Source organism: Acinetobacter sp. YH01008 (assembly GCF_013420435.1).
In the GTDB taxonomy this organism is placed as follows: Bacteria; Pseudomonadota; Gammaproteobacteria; order Pseudomonadales; family Moraxellaceae; genus Acinetobacter; species Acinetobacter pseudolwoffii.
This window is the reverse complement of the sequence record NZ_VOYD01000010.1, coordinates 30392-49785: the sequence shown is the minus strand read 5'-3', so window position 1 is coordinate 49785 and position 19394 is coordinate 30392. Positions and strand designations below refer to the sequence as shown.

16 protein-coding genes are annotated in these 19394 nt (G+C 43.4%); 12 read left to right on the top strand and 4 right to left on the bottom strand.

Going from position 1 to position 19394, the window contains the following annotated elements; genetic code table 11:
- The first annotated feature begins 160 nt into the window (after positions 1–160).
- The 9 genes from sdhC (at position 161) to sucD (ending at position 12205) form a co-directional block, all read left to right on the top strand.
- On the top strand, positions 161–559 hold the full coding sequence (sdhC, locus tag FTT75_RS07745) for a succinate dehydrogenase, cytochrome b556 subunit (RefSeq protein ID WP_074383085.1): 399 nt from the start codon (positions 161–163) through the stop codon (positions 557–559).
- Positions 559–924: a succinate dehydrogenase, hydrophobic membrane anchor protein gene (sdhD, locus tag FTT75_RS07740; protein ID WP_005096282.1), complete on the top strand. Its 366-nt coding sequence runs from the start codon at positions 559–561 to the stop codon at positions 922–924. Before sdhC ends, sdhD begins: the two co-directional genes overlap by 1 nt.
- A gap of 12 nt (positions 925–936) precedes the next feature.
- Positions 937–2835, top strand: coding sequence for a succinate dehydrogenase flavoprotein subunit (gene sdhA, locus FTT75_RS07735; protein ID WP_005171973.1), 1899 nt, complete (start codon positions 937–939; stop codon positions 2833–2835).
- A gap of 14 nt (positions 2836–2849) precedes the next feature.
- Positions 2850–3560, top strand: a complete 711-nt coding sequence (locus FTT75_RS07730) for a succinate dehydrogenase iron-sulfur subunit (protein ID WP_005171970.1) — start codon at positions 2850–2852, stop codon at positions 3558–3560.
- Between the two features lie 821 nt (positions 3561–4381).
- The gene (locus tag FTT75_RS07725) at positions 4382–7204 is read left to right on the top strand and encodes a 2-oxoglutarate dehydrogenase E1 component (RefSeq protein ID WP_074383181.1); all 2823 of its coding nucleotides are present in this window, start codon (positions 4382–4384) and stop codon (positions 7202–7204) included.
- Positions 7205–7222: 18 nt separating this feature from the next.
- The gene (odhB, locus tag FTT75_RS07720) at positions 7223–8437 is read left to right on the top strand and encodes a 2-oxoglutarate dehydrogenase complex dihydrolipoyllysine-residue succinyltransferase (protein ID WP_005171964.1); all 1215 of its coding nucleotides are present in this window, start codon (positions 7223–7225) and stop codon (positions 8435–8437) included.
- 95 nt (positions 8438–8532) lie between these two features.
- A complete protein-coding gene (lpdA, locus tag FTT75_RS07715; RefSeq protein WP_005096288.1) occupies positions 8533–9963 on the top strand; it encodes a dihydrolipoyl dehydrogenase in 1431 nt (476 codons plus the stop codon).
- 172 nt (positions 9964–10135) lie between these two features.
- Positions 10136–11302: an ADP-forming succinate--CoA ligase subunit beta gene (gene sucC / locus FTT75_RS07710; protein WP_005096289.1), complete on the top strand. Its 1167-nt coding sequence runs from the start codon at positions 10136–10138 to the stop codon at positions 11300–11302.
- A 12-nt stretch (positions 11303–11314) separates the two neighbouring features.
- The gene (gene sucD / locus FTT75_RS07705; RefSeq protein WP_005096290.1) at positions 11315–12205 is read left to right on the top strand and encodes a succinate--CoA ligase subunit alpha; all 891 of its coding nucleotides are present in this window, start codon (positions 11315–11317) and stop codon (positions 12203–12205) included.
- A gap of 64 nt (positions 12206–12269) precedes the next feature.
- On the opposite strand, the gene FTT75_RS07700 is transcribed toward sucD, so the two are convergent.
- From FTT75_RS07700 to FTT75_RS07690, 3 genes are all read right to left on the bottom strand, one after another.
- Positions 12270–13976: a flotillin family protein gene (locus FTT75_RS07700; RefSeq protein ID WP_005096291.1), complete on the bottom strand. Its 1707-nt coding sequence runs from the start codon at positions 13974–13976 to the stop codon at positions 12270–12272.
- A gap of 37 nt (positions 13977–14013) precedes the next feature.
- Entirely contained in the window at positions 14014–14649 is a 636-nt protein-coding gene (locus tag FTT75_RS07695) for a YqiJ family protein (RefSeq protein WP_005096292.1), read from the bottom strand.
- Positions 14650–14957: 308 nt separating this feature from the next.
- Positions 14958–15500: a hypothetical protein gene (locus FTT75_RS07690; protein WP_005171949.1), complete on the bottom strand. Its 543-nt coding sequence runs from the start codon at positions 15498–15500 to the stop codon at positions 14958–14960.
- A 311-nt stretch (positions 15501–15811) separates the two neighbouring features.
- Between FTT75_RS07690 and cysD the strand changes: the two genes are divergently transcribed.
- The 3 genes from cysD to FTT75_RS07675 all read left to right on the top strand — a co-directional run bounded on the left by cysD (position 15812) and on the right by FTT75_RS07675 (position 18895).
- The gene (cysD, locus tag FTT75_RS07685) at positions 15812–16726 is read left to right on the top strand and encodes a sulfate adenylyltransferase subunit CysD (protein WP_005096294.1); all 915 of its coding nucleotides are present in this window, start codon (positions 15812–15814) and stop codon (positions 16724–16726) included.
- 138 nt (positions 16727–16864) lie between these two features.
- Entirely contained in the window at positions 16865–18481 is a 1617-nt protein-coding gene (cysN, locus tag FTT75_RS07680) for a sulfate adenylyltransferase subunit CysN (protein ID WP_005171945.1), read from the top strand.
- 144 nt (positions 18482–18625) lie between these two features.
- On the top strand, positions 18626–18895 hold the full coding sequence (locus FTT75_RS07675; protein ID WP_005171942.1) for a hypothetical protein: 270 nt from the start codon (positions 18626–18628) through the stop codon (positions 18893–18895).
- Between the two features lie 76 nt (positions 18896–18971).
- Here the strand turns inward: FTT75_RS07675 and FTT75_RS07670 are convergent, their stop codons facing one another.
- Positions 18972–19316 carry a co-chaperone YbbN gene (locus FTT75_RS07670; RefSeq protein ID WP_005171940.1) on the bottom strand — a complete coding sequence of 115 codons (345 nt, stop codon included), beginning with the start codon at positions 19314–19316 and terminating at the stop codon, positions 18972–18974.
- Positions 19317–19394: the final 78 nt, after the last annotated feature.

Sequence of the window (19394 nt, the reverse complement as noted above, 5' to 3'; positions counted from 1 at the left end):
AGGGTTTTTCTTGAAAAAGCCAAATCCATCTGTTTGTGTTTTAATAGTTGACGTTTTATAATTCAGTGTCGTTTTGATTTTAGGCATGTATTTGCCTAAGAATGCCAGCTTTCCTTCGAATTAATTCCAACAAACTCCGGATGGAGTTTTTACTTACAGGATGCCCGCTGTGAAAAGCAACAGACCTGTCAATTTGTCCATGGGTCAAGTTTTAGAAGTAAACTTAAAATCACCCGTGGCTATTGCATCAATTCTACACCGTCTTTCAGGTGTTATCGTATTCTTACTCGTACCGGTCCTTCTCTGGATTTTAGACAAATCACTGTCTTCACCTGAAGGTTTTGCGCAAGTTCAAGAAATCATGAATGGTTTCATTGTTCGCTTCATTGTATGGGTATTTGTCGCCGGCTTGATTTTTCACTTTATTGCGGGTGTTAAGCATTTACTTGCTGACATTGGCGTTGCTGAAGAATTAGAAAGTGGCCGTGTCGCATCTACTATCGCATTAATCTTGTCTGCAATCGGTATTGTTGCAGCATTTGTATGGATCGTACTCTAATGAAAAGCGCTACTGGTTTAACAGGTTCAGGTTCTCGCGATTGGTTTCTCCAACGTGTTAGTGCTGTTATTTTGGCTGTTTATACCGTTGTTATTTTGGGTTGGATCCTGTGTAACAGTGGATTCAGCTATGAACAATGGTATGGCTTCATGATGACAACTCCAATGAAGATTCTATCTTTATTGTCAGTCTTATCTCTTGTTGCACACGCTTGGATTGGTATGTGGCAAGTTTTCACAGACTATGTGACGACTCGTCAAATGGGTCCTTCTGCGAATGGTTTGCGTATTGTACTGACTTCAGCAGTGATTATTGCTGTGTTGGCATATGCAATCTGGGCGATCCAGATTTTTTGGGCGAATTGATAGGAAACAATCATGGGCGCTATAAACCCTAAAGAAGATTACACAAATATTCCACACGAAACCTTCGATGCAGTCATCGTGGGTGGTGGTGGTTCAGGTATGCGTGCGTCTTACCAACTTGCTCAAGCTGGTTTGAAAGTTGCGGTACTGACCAAAGTTTTCCCAACCCGTTCTCACACTGTGGCAGCGCAGGGTGGTATTGGTGCATCTCTTGGTAATATGCAAGAAGATAACTGGCACTACCATTTCTACGACACAGTAAAAGGTTCGGACTGGTTAGGTGACCAAGACGCAATCGAATTTATGACGCGTGAAGCACCTCAAGTGGTATACGAATTAGAACACTTGGGTATGCCATTTGACCGTAACGCTGATGGTACAATTTACCAGCGTCCATTCGGTGGCCACTCTGCGAACTACGGTGAAAAAGCGGTGCCACGTGCATGTGCTGCTGCCGACCGTACAGGTCACGCACTTCTTCACACGCTTTATCAAAGCAACGTGAAAATGGGTACACAATTCTTCGTAGAATGGATCGCACTTGATTTGATCCGTAACGAAGCAGGCGACGTACTTGGTGTCACTGCAATTGACCAGGAAACTGGTAAAATTGCTGTATTCCAAGGTAAAGCCACATTGTTTGCTACCGGTGGTGCGGGTCGTGTTTACCGTGCATCTACCAATGCCTATATCAATACTGGTGACGGTCTTGGCATGGCGGCGCGTGCAGGTATTCCATTGCAAGATATGGAATTCTGGCAGTTCCACCCTACGGGTGTTGCGGGTGCAGGTGTATTGTTGACTGAAGGCTGTCGTGGTGAAGGTGCAATCCTTCGTAACAAAGATGGCGAACCGTTCATGGAGCGTTATGCTCCAACTTTGAAAGACTTGGCGCCACGTGACTTCGTATCACGTTCTATGGACCAAGAAATCAAAGAAGGTCGTGGTTGTGGTCCTAAAGGTGACTATATCCTGCTTGATATGACGCATTTAGGTGCGGATACGATCATGAAGCGTCTGCCATCGGTATTCGAGATTGGCAAGAAATTCGCGAACGTGGATATCACCAAAGAACCAATTCCAGTAGTACCAACAATCCATTACCAAATGGGTGGTATTCCAACCAATATTCATGGTCAGGTTGTTGTGCCTGAGTCACGCGAAACTGAAGCGCTGGCGGCACATTACAACAAGGATACCGATGTTTATTCGACCAATGCAGCCGAACGTGATTTCACTAAGCCAGTGAAAGGTTTCTATGCAATTGGTGAATGTTCATGTGTATCTGTACATGGTGCCAACCGTTTAGGTACCAACTCATTGCTTGACTTGGTGGTATTTGGTAAGGCTGCGGGTAAACACATCATCGATTATGTGACTAAGCATCACGGTGATGAGTACGAGCCACTACCAACAACTGTACTTGAGCAAACGGTTGCGCGTATTCGTAAACTTGACGAATCCACAACAGGTGAGAATGCTCAGGAAGTTGCAGATGCGATTCGTGACATTGTTCAAGATCATGCAGGTGTATTCCGTACATCGGCACTACTTGAGGAAGGTGTAAAGCAGATTCTTGCAATTGAGCCACGTGTTCGTAATATTCATTTGAAAGACAAATCTAAAGTATTTAATACTGCACGTGTTGAAGCATTAGAAGTTGAAAACTTGTATGAAGTTGCAAAAGCGACCTTAATTTCAGCTGCTGCGCGTAAAGAATGTCGTGGTGCGCATACTGTGGTAGATTTCGAATTGTCACCGGATCATGCGGATTATCCATATGGTCGTCGTGATGATGAGTGGATGAAGCACACATTATGGTTCTCTGTGGACAATCGTCTTGAGTACAAGCCAGTTCGTTACCGTCCATTGTCGGTTGACGCGATTCCACCTAAACCACGTACATTCTAATCAGGAGAATTCATATGAGTAGAGGTACTCGTACATTTCATATCTACCGCTATGATCCTGACAAGGATAAAGCACCGTACATGCAGACTTTTAAATTGGAATTGACTGACAAGCACCGTATGTTGCTTGATGCACTTCTAGCATTAAAAGTACAAGACGAATCTTTAACGTTCCGTCGTTCATGTCGTGAAGGTATTTGTGGTTCTGATGGTGTAAACATCAATGGTAAAAATGGTTTGGCGTGTCTTTGGAACCTGAACGATTTACCCAATGAAATTACTGTTCGTCCATTGCCTGGTCTTCCTGTAGTGAAAGATCTGGTGGTTGACATGAACCAGTTCTACGATCAGTACAACAAGATCCATCCATTCTTGATCAACAACCAGCCTGCGCCTCCAAAGGAACGTTTACAGTCTCCTGAAGAGCGTGAGCATCTTGATGGTCTGTATGAATGTATTCTATGTGCATGTTGTTCAACCTCATGCCCGTCATTCTGGTGGAATCCGGACAAGTTCCTAGGTCCTTCAGCATTGTTGAACGCTTACCGCTTCATCATTGACTCGCGTGATACTGGAACACAAGAGCGTTTGGCTCGTCTTGACGATCCATTCTCATTGTTCCGTTGTAAAGGCATCATGAACTGTGTATCTGTGTGTCCTAAAGGTTTGAACCCAACTAAAGCAATCGGTCACATCCGTAATATGCTTTTAGATATGGCAGGTTAATAGGCTGCTGATAGCAGTTTGGAAAAAAGCACACCACAAGGTGTGCTTTTTTTGTGCAAACCATTGAAGCAAAATAAAAAATCATCAGATAAAAATAAAGATACTATACTTAAAATGTATAAAGTTGAGTCAGGTAGTCAGGAAATGACGGGTGATGTTAAGTGCCATAGAAGAAGAACATGTAATTATTTGGGGTATTTATGATTTTTAGCTGTAAAACTGACCTGAAAAATAACAAGAACGATGTTATTATATAACGGAAATTTAAGGAGGGAGTGGATTGAAAGGTTTGCTCTCTTTTTATTTATCGGAAATGCTTAGGACTTAAGTCTACATTGAATCTATTTTTGAGATAAAGCACCATAGGTTAGAGTAAAATATCTGAACTGTATTTAGCCAATTTATGAAAGGTATGTGTCAAAAAAATCAATTGAAAACTTGAGAACATGTTAGCATTTAGCCTATGACTATCTTTAGAAAATGCCATTTTAGGTACATTTTTTAAACATTGCATAACCAGGGACTGGTATATAAAGGTAGGCTTGAGTCGCTTTAGAAAAAATCTTTGTTCCTACTTGTTTTTTCTAAGTCGATTTGCAAAAAATTGCCCGGTTTCGATCGGGTATTCAATGAGTAATGATACCGCTGAGGGGTGTTATTGTTCATTAAACATATCAAGATTTTCTTGGTGTGGTGATAACGCCTCATGGCTTATGCCTTATGGGGGACTAGTGTCATATTACCAATCTGACACTAATAATCCTGGGTTTTGCTTAAAAAGCATCCTGAAAATGTTTTTGCAATAGGAAATGGGTCCACAAATGCAAGAAGTTGCTGACGCTCTGCGTCTTGACACTGAACTTAGCGCTGATAGTGCAGCGTATATTGAAGAACTTTATGAGCAGTATTTGACGGCTCCGGATTCAGTAGGTGCTGACTGGCAAGAATACTTCGGTAAATTCCCAAAAGGTGATCAACCACACAGTAATGTACGTGAGCAATTCCTACTTTTAGGTCGTAATTCAAGCCGTATTCAGCCTGTTGTTCAATCAACTGTCAGCTCAGAGCATGAACGTCGCCAAATTGGCGTGTTGCAGCTGATTGCTGCATACCGTAATCGTGGTCACCAGAAAGCAAAACTGGATCCATTGGGTTTGGCGAAACGTGAAGTTGTGCCTGATCTGGATCTTGCTGCGCATGGTTTAACTCAGTCGGACCTAGATACGGTATTCAATACTGGCAACCTGGCGATCGGTAAAGAAGAAGCGACTTTGGCTGAGATGGTTCAGGCAATGGAAGCCACTTACTGTGGTTCAATCGGTGCTGAATACATGCACATTGTGGACACCAAAGAGAAACGTTGGATTCAACAACGTCTGGAAAGTGCACGTGGTCAATATGGTTTTAATGCTGAACAAAAGAAACATGTCCTTGAACGTTTAACCGCAGCTGAAGGCCTGGAAAAATATCTAGGTAATAAGTTTGTTGGTGCAAAACGTTTTGGCGTTGAAGGGGGTGAATCATTCATCCCGATGGTTAACGAAATTATTCAGCGTGCAGGTTCTGTTGGCTGTAAAGAAGTTGTAATCGGTATGCCTCACCGTGGCCGTTTGAACCTTTTGGTTAACATCATGGGTAAAAACCCGGCTGACCTGTTTGGTGAATTTGAAGGTAAATCGATTCACAAGAAAGGTTCTGGTGACGTTAAGTACCATCAAGGCTTCTCTTCAAACGTGATGACCCAAGGTGGCGAAGTTCACTTGGCATTGGCGTTTAACCCGTCACATTTGGAAATCGTTGGCCCTGTGGTTGAGGGTTCGGTACGTGCACGTCAAGTACGTCGTAAAGACATTGGCGGCGATGACGTATTGCCATTAATCGTACATGGTGATGCTGCATTTGCAGGTCAGGGCGTCAACCAGGAAACTTTCCAGATGTCACAAACTCGCGGTTATACCGTGGGTGGTACAGTGCACATTGTGATTAATAACCAGGTGGGTTTCACCACTTCTGATCCACGTGATGCGCGTTCTACAGAATACTGTACTGATATCGCGAAAATGATCCAGGCACCGATCTTCCATGTCAATGGTGATGATCCTGAGGCTGTGGTATTCATTTCACAATTGGCTCATGACTTCCGTCATACTTTCCGTAAAGACGTTGTGATTGACATGTTCTGCTACCGTCGTCGTGGTCATAACGAAGCGGATGAGCCGGCTGCAACTCAACCAATGATGTATCAAGTGATTAGCAAGAAAGCGACCACGCGTACGCTTTATGCGGATCAACTGGTACAACAGGGTGTTCTTGATCGTGCAAATGCAGATCAAATGGTTGAAAATTACCGTGCAGATCTGGAAGCGGGTAATCACGTTGCCAATGCGCTGGTACTTGAACCGAACAAGAAAATGTTTGTGGACTGGACGCCTTACTTGGGTCATGACTACACAGACGAATGGGATACGACTTTCCCGATCGAGCGTCTAAAAGAACTTGGCGCGAAAATGCGCGAACTTCCTGAAGGCTTCGTGATGCAGCGTCAGGTTGCGAAAGTGATCGATGACCGTCTGAAAATGCAAACGGGTGAAATGCCACTGAACTGGGGTGCTGCTGAAACTCTGGCGTATGCAACTGTACTAGATGATGGTTACTTGCTTCGTTTAACCGGTGAAGACGTAGGTCGTGGTACCTTCTCACACCGTCATGCAAAACTGCATAACCAGGTCGATGGTTCAACTTATCTTCCGCTGTGTAACCTGAAAGAAAACCAGCCGCGTACTGCAATCTATGACTCATTGTTGTCAGAAATGGCGGTATTGGCATTTGAATATGGTTATGCGACGACTCTTCCTAAGAGCTTGATCATTTGGGAAGCGCAATTCGGTGACTTCGCGAACTGTGCACAGGTTGTGATTGACCAGTTCATCTCGTCTGGTGAAACCAAATGGGAACGTGTCTGTGGTTTGACCATGCTTCTTCCACACGGTTTTGAAGGTCAGGGTCCGGAACATTCATCTGCACGTTTAGAGCGTTTCTTACAGCTATGTGCTGAAGACAACATGCAAGTGATCACACCGACCACACCTGCACAAATTTATCATGCTTTACGTCGTCAAGCGATTCGTCCAATCCGTAAGCCATTGATCGTGACTTCACCGAAGTCTCTTCTTCGTCACAAACTTGCAACGTCTACGCTAGAAGAACTTGCAAACGGTAGCTTCCAGACCGTGATTGATGAAGTGGACAACATCAACAAGTCAGATGTAACCCGTCTGGTTCTGTGTGGTGGTAAGGTGTATTACGACCTGATTGAAAAACGTCGTGAAAAAGAATTGAACAATACTGCGATTGTGCGTATTGAACAATTATATCCATACCCAGAAAAACGCCTGACAGAAGTCCTTGCACAATATCCAAATGTGAAAGAACTGGTTTGGGCACAAGAAGAGCCTAAAAACCAAGGTGCTTGGTTGTTCATCGCTCCGCGTCTATATGACGATGTGATGAAAGCGGATAAACAAGTCCGTATTAGCTACGCTGGCCGTGAAGCATCTGCTGCACCGGCTTGTGGTTCACCATATTTGCATGCAAAACAACAAGCTCAGCTCATCAACGACGCGCTTGCGATCGACGCTGAATAATCCAGGAGATTCTAAGTAATGGCAACCGAAATTAAAGCACCGGTATTCCCAGAGTCAGTTGCGGACGGTACGATCGCAACTTGGCACAAACAACCAGGTGAAGCAGTATCACGTGATGAAGTGATCTGTGATATTGAGACTGATAAAGTTGTTTTAGAAGTTGTTGCTCCTGCAGACGGTACAATTGCCTCTATCATTAAAAATGAAGGCGACACTGTACTTTCAGCTGAAGTCATTGCACAGTTTGAAGAAGGTGCTGTTTCTGGCGCTGCTCAAACTCAAGCAGTTCAGTCTGAAGAGAAAGTTGAACAAGCTGCGGCGAATACTGAAGCAGGTAATTCACCAATCGTTGAACGTCAGCAAGTACAAGACCAAGCGCCAGCAGTGCGTAAAGCATTGACTGAATCTGGTGTTGCAGCAGCTGATGTTGCGGGTACAGGTCGTGGCGGTCGCATCACCAAAGAAGATGTGGCAAACCACCAAGCGAAACCAGCTGCTCCTGCTGCTGCGCCATTAAGCGTTGCTGTGGGCGAACGTATCGAAAAACGTGTTCCAATGACACGTCTTCGTAAGCGTGTTGCTGAACGTTTACTTGCAGCGACTCAAGAAACTGCAATGTTGACCACGTTCAACGAAGTGAACATGAAACCAATCATGGAAATGCGTGCTCAATACAAAGATGCGTTTGAAAAACGTCATGGTGCACGTCTTGGCTTCATGTCATTCTTTGTTAAAGCAGCAACTGAAGCGCTAAAACGCTATCCGGCAGTGAACGCATCAATCGATGGCGATGACATTGTTTATCACGGTTACTATGACATTGGTGTTGCAGTTTCATCTGAGCGTGGTCTGGTGGTTCCTGTACTTCGTGATACAGACCGCATGAACTATGCCGAAGTTGAAAACGGTATTCGTGCATACGCTGCGAAAGCGCGTGATGGCAAATTAGGCATCGAAGACATGACTGGCGGTACATTCACGATTACCAATGGTGGTACTTTCGGTTCATTGTTATCTACTCCGATCTTGAACACGCCACAAACTGCGATTCTGGGTATGCATAAAATCCAGGAACGTCCGATGGCAGTGAATGGTCAAGTAGAAATCTTGCCTATGATGTACCTTGCATTGTCTTATGACCACCGTCTAATCGATGGTAAAGAAGCAGTCGGTTTCCTTGTAACAATCAAAGAATTGTTAGAAGAGCCAGCGCGTCTTATCCTTGATCTGTAATTTATTTATTAAGAATCTTCCCTAATCCCTTTTTAAAAAGAGGGCTTAGGTCTCCCTTTTGAAGGGAGATTAAAGGGGATTATTTGGAGATAAACATGTCTCAATTCGATTTAGTCGTAATTGGTGGTGGCCCGGGCGGCTACGAAGCAGCAATTCGTGCAGCTCAACTTGGTTTCAAAGTTGCGTGTATCGAAAAACGTATTCATAAAGGCAAGCCATCTTTAGGTGGCACCTGCTTAAACGTGGGTTGTATCCCGTCTAAAGCTTTGCTTGATTCTTCTCACCGTTACGAAGATACAGTGCAGCATCTAGATGATCACGGTATTACCACGGGTGAAGTGAAATTTGATCTTGCTAAACTTTTAGCGCGTAAAGACAAAATCGTTGACCAATTGACCATGGGTATTGATGGCTTGCTGAAAGGCAACGGCATCGAATGGTTAAAAGGTACAGGTAAATTACTTGCCGGTAAAAAAGTTGAGTTCGTTTCTCATGAAGGCGAAACTCAAATTTTAGAACCAAAATACGTGATTCTTGCGACTGGTTCTGTGCCAATCAATATCCCATCTGCACCTGTTGATCAAAACATTATTGTTGACTCAACTGGCGCACTTGAATTCCAAGAAGTACCTAAACGATTAGGCGTAATTGGTGCGGGCGTTATCGGTCTTGAATTAGGTTCAGTTTGGCGTCGTCTGGGTGCTGAAGTTGTTGTATTTGAAGCAATGGATGCATTCTTACCAATGGCTGATAAAGCCTTGGCAAAAGACTACCAAAAACTGTTGACTAAGCAAGGTCTTGATATTCGCGTTGGTGCGAAAGTTTCTGGTACTGAAGTGAACGGTTCTGAAGTGACTGTGAAGTACACTCAGGGCGGTGAAGACAAGACTCAAACTTTCGACAAGTTAATCGTATGTGTAGGCCGTCGTGCTTATGCTGAAGGTTTATTGGCGGATGATTGCGGCATTAAACTGACTGAGCGTGGTCTGGTTGAAGTGAACGATTGGTGTGCAACGTCTGTGGACGGCGTATACGCAATTGGTGACTTGGTTCGTGGTCCTATGCTTGCGCATAAAGCCATGGAAGAAGGCGTAATGGCCGTTGAACGTATTCACGGTCATGCCGCTCAAGTCAACTACGACACGATTATTTCTGTCATCTATACCCATCCGGAAGCGGCGTGGGTTGGTTTAACAGAACAGCAAGCCAAAGACAAAGGTCACGAAGTGAAAACCGGTCAATTCGGTTTTGCTGCAAACGGCCGTGCAATGGCTGCTGGCGAAAATGCTGGTTTTGTGAAGTTTGTTGCTGATGCGAAAACAGATCGTCTATTGGGTATGCACGTGATTGGACCTGCTGCGTCTGACATCGTACACCAAGGTATGATTGCACTTGAGTTTGTATCTTCAGTTGAAGATCTACAGTTGATGACTTTTGGTCATCCAACTTTCTCTGAAGTGGTACACGAAGCTGCACTTGCGGTCGATGGTCGTGCGATTCATGCGATTCAACGCAAACGTAAATAAAATTAAAAAAAGAGCGGCTTAGGTCGCTCTTTTTACATTTCATGGTTGTTTTTATGGGAACAATCATCTAAAAATAAAGATAACGATTTTAAGAAATGCTGGTACTGCTTTGACGGACGTCTGGGTACTGGTGGGTTTATAACAAGGCAAAGAAGTAATAAAAGGTTATTGAATGAATTTACATGAGTATCAAGCAAAAGCGCTATTAAAAAAATATGGTATGCCGGTACAGGAAGGGATACTTGCCACCAATGCCGATGAAACGGTACATGCTTTTGAGCAGTTAGGTGGAAAGTTCGCAGTACTGAAAGCTCAGGTGCATGCAGGTGGTCGTGGGAAGGCCGGTGGTGTAAAAGTCGTTAAATCGGCTACCGAGGCTGCTGAATATGCCAACCAGATCATCGGTTCAAACCTGGTAACTTATCAGACCGATGCCAATGGTCAGCCGGTAAATAGCATTTTAGTATCTGAGGATGTTTATCCTGTTGAGCGCGAACTTTATTTGGGTGCGGTGGTCGATCGTTCAACCCGCCGCATTACTTTTATGGCATCGACTGAAGGCGGTGTTGAAATTGAGAAAGTGGCCGAAGAAACCCCTGAAAAAATTATTAAAGTTGAAGTTGATCCTTTAGTGGGGCTCATGCCATTTCAGGCTCGCGAAGTGGCTTTTGCCCTAAAACTCAAAGATGGCCAAATTAATCAATTTGTTAAAGTCATGACTGCTGCTTATCAGGCATTTGTAGACAATGATTTTGCACTTTTTGAAATCAATCCGCTGTCGGTACGTGAAAATGGCGATATTCTGTGTGTGGATGCCAAAATCGGGATTGATTCGAATGCACTGTACCGTTTGCCTGAAGTGGCTGCGCTACGTGATAAGTCTCAGGAAAATGAACGTGAACTCAAAGCATCTGAATTTGATCTGAACTATGTGGCATTGGAAGGGAACATTGGCTGTATGGTGAATGGTGCCGGTCTTGCGATGGCAACCATGGATATTATCAAGCTTTATGGTGGTCAACCTGCCAACTTCCTCGATGTCGGTGGTGGTGCGACCAAAGAGCGCGTGATTGAAGCTTTTAAAATTATTCTGGCAGATCACTCTGTGCAGGGTGTGTTGATTAATATTTTTGGTGGAATTGTACGTTGTGACATGATTGCAGAAGCAATTATTGCGGCGGTTCAGGAAGTAAATGTGACCGTTCCTGTGGTTGTTCGCCTCGAAGGCAACAATGCGGAACTGGGTGCAAAATTACTGGATGAATCAGGTTTGAAATTGATTTCTGCAAATGGTCTTGCTGACGCTGCAGAAAAAATCGTTGCTGCTGTAAAAGCTTAAGGAGTATCAATCATGAGCGTATTAGTGAATAAAGACACCAAAGTATTGGTACAGGGCTTTACAGGAAAAAACGGTACATTTCATTCTGAGCAGGCTTTGGCTTACGGCACCAAAGTTGTCGGTGGTGTAACACCGGGTAAGGGTGGTCAAACCCATCTGGAATTACCAGTATTCAATACCATGCGCGAAGCGGTGAAAGAAACTGGCGCAGATGCTTCGGTGATTTATGTTCCTGCACCATTTGTGCTGGATTCTATTGTTGAAGCGGTTGATTCGGGCATTGAGTTAATTGTGGTGATCACTGAAGGTGTACCGACCATCGACATGCTTAAAGCCAAGCGTTATCTGGAAACCAATGGTAATGGCACGCGTTTAATCGGGCCAAACTGTCCGGGCATTATTACGCCGGGTGAATGTAAGATCGGGATCATGCCGGGTCATATTCATCAGCCGGGTAAAATTGGAATTATCTCGCGCTCAGGGACTTTGACCTATGAAGCCGTAGCGCAGACCACCAAGCTTGGACTGGGTCAGTCTACTTGTATCGGGATCGGGGGAGATCCGATTCCGGGCATGAACCAGATTGACTGCTTGAAACTGTTCCAGGACGATCCTCAGACTGAAGCCATTATTATGATTGGTGAAATTGGTGGTACCGCAGAAGAAGAGGCAGCGGAATATATTCAGGCTCATGTCACCAAGCCTGTGGTCGGTTATATTGCAGGTGTTACCGCACCTAAAGGCAAGCGTATGGGGCATGCGGGTGCAATTATTTCAGGTGGTAAAGGAACTGCTGAAGAAAAATTTGCTGCCTTTGAGCGTGCGGGTATGGCATATACCCGCAGTCCTGCGGAACTTGGTTCAACCATGTTGCAAGTATTGAAAGATAAAGGTTTGGTTTGATTTATAGATTAAACATGCACTAGAAAGCTCCCAGTTGGGAGCTTTTTTATATCTCATTCTATTTTTAAGTTTTAGCCTTCAGACTCTGGGTCATACCATTAATATCACCACCCTGAATACCAAGTTCATTCATTAGGCTGTCAATTAAGGGTGCTTGGCTGCGATAACGCAGGGCGCTATTTACCACCTGATCTGACAGGGCAACATTGCCATTTTCATGATGCGCATCTGTCTGACAGGAACCGGCATGACTGCCATGCAGGCCATTGACCTGAAGAATCTTGATGTCATCAATATTTTCCATCGGTTTAACACTTTCCCGGATAATTTCAGGCAAGTATTTCAACATGGCTAGGCGAATCTGCATTTCGACCTGTTCAGGTGACAGCACATTATTGGCTTCGTTGACTGCACGGGTACCTTCAGCATCGACCTGATACTGTTTTTCCATCGCCTGAGCCAGTAGAATTTTTGCGTCCGCTTCACCTTTGGCCTTAAGACGAACTTTTTCAGCTTCAGCTTCAGCAGCAATACGTACTGCTTCGGCATCATCTGCTGCGGCTTGTTTTCCGGCTTCAGCGGCAACCGTAATTGCAATTGCATCTTTTTCCGCATGTTCTTTGGCTGCGACCAGCTCAACCGCTTTTTGACGCTCTGCCTGCTGGATTTGGCGTACAGTGATGACTTCTTCTTCCGCTTTTACCGCTTGAGCACGTGCCTGATCGGCTTGCGCTTTGGCTTCAGATTCGGCGCGAGATTTTTCTGCAATGGCAATGGCACGATCCTGTTCGGCCAGCTCAATAGTTTTCTTTTGTTCGACTTGGGCTTTTTGAATCAGCTGCGCTTTTTGGATATTCTCATTTTCTACATCACGGGCCGCTAAAATACGCTTGAGGTCGACTTCTCGTTCAGCAGCAATTTGTGCTTCTTCTGCTTCACGTTTTTTACCGGCTTCCTGAGCAGAAATTTCAGCCAGTTGCTCGGCACGGCGAATGGCAATTTCGCGTTCCTGTTGCAGCTTGGCATATTCTTCTTCACGAATGATTTGCAGGCGCGCCTGTTCTGCTTCCAGATTTTTAGTTTTGATCGCCAGGTCGGTATCCTGCTCGATATGATTTCGCTTGCGACGACGATCTTCAATGGTTTCAGTGAGCTTGGTCAGGCCTTCAGCATCAAAGGCATTTTGTGGATTGAAATATTTAAATCCAGTTTGATCCAGGCCAGTCAGGGAAACGGTTTCCAATTCCAGACCATTTTTATGCAAATCTTCTGAAACCACTTGCTGTACTTTTTGTACAAAGTCGACCCGTTTTTCATGCAGTTCTTCCATGGCCATTTCTGCTGCTACTGCACGCAGTGAATCGACAAATTTGCCTTCGACCAGATTTTTTAATTCATTCGGTGACATGGTCTTTTGCCCGAGCGTTTGTGCGGCTGTTGCAATTGAATCAGCAGTAGGTTTGACTCGTACATAGAATTCGGCCATGACGTCCACGCGCATACGGTCACGGGTAATCAGTGCCTGATCATCTGCACGGCGCACTTCAAGACGCAGGGTGTTCATATTGACTTGAATGATTTCATGCAAGACTGGGAGCACGATTGCTCCTCCACCCAAAATCACTTTTTCACCACCCCAACCGGTACGCACAAAGGAGATTTCTTTACTGGAGCGGCGGTATAGGCGCGCAATGATGAGACCGAAGGTCACCAGTGCTGCAAAAATAATTCCAGAAATAATTAAAATATTATATAAATCAAAAGTTAACATTGTTATAAAGTCTCAGTTTGGTTCTGGCTGAATAAAATTAGAGTGCAGTGGCTTGAAAGCCATTTTTGGTTTTATGGGTCAGTACGACATTCTGACCTTGATTTAAAATTTGATTGGTTTCTGGTTCGACTAAAACATAATGGGTCTGGCCATGCTGATCCCGGACTTTGGCTTGTGCAGGAGAGTTGACTTTGGCATCACCCAGAATAATGATTGCGGTACGCCCAATAAGCTCGTCACTATAAATGGCAGAAGTTTCATCTTGAGGCATAAGCTTGCTGGCAGCCATGGCAAGCCAGCGCACTATCGGCATACACAGAAACAGACAGGCTGGGGAAATTAGCCATACATTGAAGAGCTGGCTGGTCAGGCGTTCAAATATTCCCTGAATCAATAAGCCACTCAGGCCATAACTGGTCAGAAAAATGATGAGCCAGATAAATAAAGGCAGACGTCCCAGATATAACCAGTCAAATACTTTGGTGAAAAAGCCGGGATGTTGATCTGGATTAATTTCTGGTTGCAGGGGGTCTTCAGGCAAAAACTGTTCTAACATATTCTGCGAGCCGCCACCGAGCAGCAGTAATATGCATTCCAGTGCAGCAAACATCAGCATCAGACTCAGGCTGATACTAAATACGATATTTGACGGATGAGTAAACAGTTCCCACATTTTTTATCTCTATAATTATGTTTTAGGAAAAGTGTAAGGAAGCCTCTGATGCTATAACGATAGCAGTAATTGTTAATTTTGTATGCAAAAAAATAACAAAAAACCTTATAAACAAGGATTGAATATATTATGTATTTAATAATTGTTGAACTATTAAAGTTAATAGTAAACTATAAGTTCATTTAGGATTTGCTAAAAAATTAATTATCTTCAATGTTTTACATGAATTTTAAGGTTATGTGGATTGGTTTTTCTGAGAAATATAGAGATACTATGTCTTAGTATCTCTATATTTCTCTCTTAAAGACTTAGAGTAAGGCAGTCTGAATCCGAACTTTCATATCCAGAGTCTGTTGCAGAATATAGTTTTTTATCCATGTGATCTGTTCACCCATCGGGTTCACCTTGATCGCAGTATCCAGAAAATGCAGATCCGGCTGACTGAAAAGTTGCTGTTCCAAAGTCTGCTCCAGCATCTGGCTATTGCTGGTTAAAGGCAATGCCACCAGATAGAATGCTTTAGGGTAATTGTAAAATGCATAGAGTAAGTTAAAGGCTTTTTGATCACCTTTAAGATTACCCGCACCGATTTCATAAGCTGCATTTTGGTTGCTATACGTCACACCCAATAAGAATTCCCAATGACCTTCTTGCAAACGCAGACCAAACTGTAATCCGATCTGGTCGGCAGTCAATTCATGTTGCAAATAGATATTTAAAGGCTTGCCGTCTTCACTGAAAGGTTCTTGTAAGACTAAAATGTGTTGCTGATGCTGATAAATGTAACCTGCAAGCTCTGCTTGTTCCAGGCGAGTTTTTAGAGTGGAGAGATCAAAAGCGCTATAAGCCATAAGCAAAATATATCAAAGGGAGAATTTAGCCTACTCTATTAATTTTTCAGCATCTTGGAAACCACTACTTTAGATTATTTATCTATACTTTTATGGGTGATTTTAAAAATTAATACAGCAAAAATAGTCAGATGTGGTGACGTTCATTATTGATTCATAAAAACTGATATTTGTTATTAGTGAATTTTTATATGAGCTTTTGATATATCAATATCATAAAACAAGCAATGGCTAAGATAAGTAAATCACTATAATGAATATAAATTTTCAAAAGTGTCATAAGTACACGTTTTTCTAAGCTGGTGTTGTCCATGTCGTTAAATGAGGAAAGACTTACTCATCTCAAACAGCTTGAAGCTGAGAGTATTCATATTATCCGTGAAGTAGCAGCTGAATTTGAAAATCCAGTCATGCTTTATTCCATTGGTAAAGATTCAGCAGTCATGCTGCATCTTGCACTGAAAGCGTTTTATCCAGCCAAACTTCCATTCCCGCTACTGCATGTAGACACGGGTTGGAAATTTAAAGACATGATTGCTTTCCGTGACAACATGGCAAAAAAACATGGTTTTGATTTGATCGTGCATCAAAACAAAGAAGGAGTCGAGGCAGGCATCAATCCTTTCGATCATGGTAGTTCAAAATATACTGACATCATGAAGACCCAAGGTTTAAAACAAGCCTTAAATAAATACAAGTTTGATGCTGCTTTTGGTGGTGCGCGCCGTGATGAAGAAAAATCTCGTGCCAAAGAGCGTGTCTATTCATTCCGTGATGATAAACATCGTTGGGATCCCAAAAACCAACGCCCTGAACTTTGGAACCTTTACAACGGTAAAGTGAATCAAGGTGAAAGTATTCGTGTATTCCCGTTATCAAACTGGACCGAGTTGGATATCTGGCAATACATCTATTTGGAAAGTATTCCACTTGTGCCACTTTACCTGGCTGCAGAACGTCCTGTGGTTGAGCGTAGCGGTACACTTATTATGGTTGATGACGAACGTATGCCTTTAAAAGAAGGTGAAGTTCCACAAATGAAATCGGTACGTTTCCGTACTTTAGGTTGTTATCCATTAACAGGTGCAGTTGAATCAACTGCAGATACCTTGCCGGAAATTATCCAAGAAATGCTCTTGGCAACCAGCTCTGAGCGTCAGGGTCGTATGATTGACCATGATGAAGCAGGCTCGATGGAGAAGAAGAAGCAGGAAGGCTACTTCTAATTTAATCTCCCCCTAAAAATCTCCCCAAACCCCTCTTTGAGAAAGAGGGGCTTAAAAGTGGAGGAAGTCTCCCTTTTATAAAGGGAGATTTAGAGGGATTCAAAACCGATTTCTAAAGAATATGTGGAGCTTTGGGCAATGTCTCATCAATCAGAACTGATTAGCCAAGATATTTTGGGCTATTTGAAACAACATGAAAATAAAGACCTGTTGCGTTTCCTGACTTGCGGTAACGTAGATGATGGTAAATCGACTCTAATTGGTCGACTGCTTTACGATTCAAAATTGATTTATGAAGATCAATTGCAAGCCGTCACCCGTGACTCGAAAAAAGTTGGTACCACAGGCGATGCACCTGACTTGGCACTTCTGGTAGATGGTCTGCAGGCAGAACGTGAGCAGGGCATTACCATTGATGTCGCCTATCGTTATTTCTCGACTGAAAAGCGTAAGTTCATCATTGCCGATACTCCGGGACATGAGCAGTACACCCGTAACATGGCAACAGGTGCATCGACCTGCGACCTTGCGATTATCTTGATTGATGCGCGTTATGGTGTGCAAACTCAAACCCGTCGTCATACCTTTATTGCAAGCTTACTTGGTATTAAAAATATTGTTGTTGCGATCAACAAGATGGACCTGGTGGACTTCTCTGAAGCCCGCTTCAATGAAATTCAGGCAGAATATGCAGCATTCGTTGCGCAGTTGGGTGATCGTAAACCATCGAACATCATCTTTACGCCAATTTCTGCATTGAATGGCGATAACGTGGTGAACAAGTCCGCCAATACACCGTGGTACACCGGTGAAACATTGATGGGTACGCTTGAGTCGGTAGAAATTAACCGTACTTCGGCAAAAGCAGATTTTCGTTTTCCTGTGCAATATGTCAACCGTCCAAACCTCGATTTCCGTGGTTTCTGCGGCACGATTGCACTTGGTGATATCAACGTTGGCGATACCGTAACGGCTTTACCATCAGGTAAATCATCAACAGTAAAAGAAATCGTTACTTTTGATGGCAATCTTGAGCATGCTGTTGCAGGTCAAGCGGTGACTTTAACGCTCAACGATGAAATTGATATTTCACGTGGTAACGTATTAATTCGTGCCGATCAAGCGGTTCCAAATATTTCTCGTTCAGTTCAAGCGACTGTGGTGTGGATGGCAGATCAAGCGCTGGTGATTGGCAAGCTGTACAACATTAAGATTGGTACACAGACTGTTCCTGCAAAAGTGACAGCGATTCATTACCGTACCAACGTCAACACACTGGAGAAAGTTCAGGTCGAAAATCTTGAGCTGAATGCGATTGCCAATGTGACTGTTGAATTTGATGCGCCCGTGGTCTTTGACCGTTATCAAGACAGCCGTTATACCGGTTCATTTATCTTTATTGATCGTTTAAATAACGTGACGATTGGTGCAGGTATGGTGGAAGAATCAGTTGAATGGTCTGCACATGATGAGCCTGTGACTGCTGAAGTGCGTGCTGCGCGTTTGGGTCAAAAACCTGCTGCGCTGACTGTCTCGGCAAAAGCTTTGGAAAATGCTCAGGCACTTGAAAGTTTACTGATTCAGCAAGGCATCGTGGCAATTGCCAGAGCGGGTCTTGATGCTGCACAAGTTGCATTGCTTCGTGAAACAGGTGTGGTGGTGATTACCGATACTGCTGAAGGTACAGACACCACTTTAATTGTGGAAGCAGTCGAAGAGCTTGCTGAGAAAATTGTAGAATTGGTTCGATTATAAGACTGAGTCGATTTAAAAAAACCGCTGTAAAGCGGTTTTTTTTATTTGGATACTTTTTAAGTATGTAAATAATGTGCAGCCGTGTGAATGTTGAACTTTCACTTAAATTTCTTCTCGATATAATACAAATATTGAGGGGTGTTTATGAAAAAAATATTTATTTTAATCGGGTTGTGTTTGGCTTTTGGGGTGGACGCTAAACAGGCGACCAGTACAGATGCAATTAAGCAAAAAATTATCCAGCAGTCGATTGATCGTTATCCGGGGAATTGTCCATGTCCTTACAATACGGCCAGTAATGGCAGTCGCTGTGGTAAACGTAGTGCATATAATCGGGCGGGTGGGCATGCACCTTTGTGTTATCCGGAAGATGTCAGTGATCGGATGGTCAAAGAGTATAAAAGCCGTGGTTAATTACCAAGTCCGGATTTTACCGAGGGGTAAAAATGAAATTTTCTCTACAGTTTATCTTCAGATATGTATGCTTTAATTATTCAGAAAAATCAGTTAGGGATTGAGATAGAATCGTCTTTATCTCCGTTAGACTTTTTGCACCAGCAATCCTTTTAATGATTGTGCCATTTTTAAAAATCAGCGTAGAAGGTAGACCATAAACATGATAGCGCAAGGTTAATACTGGAGATTGGTCGATATTTACTTTGCCAAATTTGATTTCGGGCTTGCTTTCAGCATATTGCGCTGCCAGTTCATTAAAGACCGGAAAATTCTGAATACAAGGCTTACACCATTCGGCATAAAAGCGAATGACTGCAAAACCTTCGAACCATTCAAAATTACTGTAATTATTCTCGTTATACTCAATGATCTCGCTCATATCCATCTCCTATCAATTTTTTGAATAGTGACTTGATTATACATAAGTCCGACTTGGCTTCATTCCTCAGCTTAACTA

Excerpts from the sequence above, each read along its gene's own strand:
- sdhA (WP_005171973.1), top strand. The coding sequence starts at position 937 with ATGGGCGCTATAAACCCTAAAGAAGATTACACAAATATTCCACACGAA.
- sdhC (WP_074383085.1), top strand. The coding sequence starts at position 161 with ATGCCCGCTGTGAAAAGCAACAGACCTGTCAATTTGTCCATGGGTCAA.
- sucC (WP_005096289.1), top strand. The coding sequence starts at position 10,136 with ATGAATTTACATGAGTATCAAGCAAAAGCGCTATTAAAAAAATATGGT.
- FTT75_RS07730 (WP_005171970.1), top strand. The coding sequence starts at position 2,850 with ATGAGTAGAGGTACTCGTACATTTCATATCTACCGCTATGATCCTGAC.
- FTT75_RS07695 (WP_005096292.1), bottom strand. The coding sequence starts at position 14,649 with ATGTGGGAACTGTTTACTCATCCGTCAAATATCGTATTTAGTATCAGC.
- FTT75_RS07675 (WP_005171942.1), top strand. The coding sequence starts at position 18,626 with ATGAAAAAAATATTTATTTTAATCGGGTTGTGTTTGGCTTTTGGGGTG.
- FTT75_RS07725 (WP_074383181.1), top strand. The coding sequence starts at position 4,382 with ATGCAAGAAGTTGCTGACGCTCTGCGTCTTGACACTGAACTTAGCGCT.
- FTT75_RS07690 (WP_005171949.1), bottom strand. The coding sequence starts at position 15,500 with ATGGCTTATAGCGCTTTTGATCTCTCCACTCTAAAAACTCGCCTGGAA.
- FTT75_RS07670 (WP_005171940.1), bottom strand. The coding sequence starts at position 19,316 with ATGAGCGAGATCATTGAGTATAACGAGAATAATTACAGTAATTTTGAA.
- lpdA (WP_005096288.1), top strand. The coding sequence starts at position 8,533 with ATGTCTCAATTCGATTTAGTCGTAATTGGTGGTGGCCCGGGCGGCTAC.
- sucD (WP_005096290.1), top strand. The coding sequence starts at position 11,315 with ATGAGCGTATTAGTGAATAAAGACACCAAAGTATTGGTACAGGGCTTT.
- sdhD (WP_005096282.1), top strand. The coding sequence starts at position 559 with ATGAAAAGCGCTACTGGTTTAACAGGTTCAGGTTCTCGCGATTGGTTT.
- FTT75_RS07700 (WP_005096291.1), bottom strand. The coding sequence starts at position 13,976 with ATGTTAACTTTTGATTTATATAATATTTTAATTATTTCTGGAATTATT.
- cysD (WP_005096294.1), top strand. The coding sequence starts at position 15,812 with ATGTCGTTAAATGAGGAAAGACTTACTCATCTCAAACAGCTTGAAGCT.
- odhB (WP_005171964.1), top strand. The coding sequence starts at position 7,223 with ATGGCAACCGAAATTAAAGCACCGGTATTCCCAGAGTCAGTTGCGGAC.
- cysN (WP_005171945.1), top strand. The coding sequence starts at position 16,865 with ATGTCTCATCAATCAGAACTGATTAGCCAAGATATTTTGGGCTATTTG.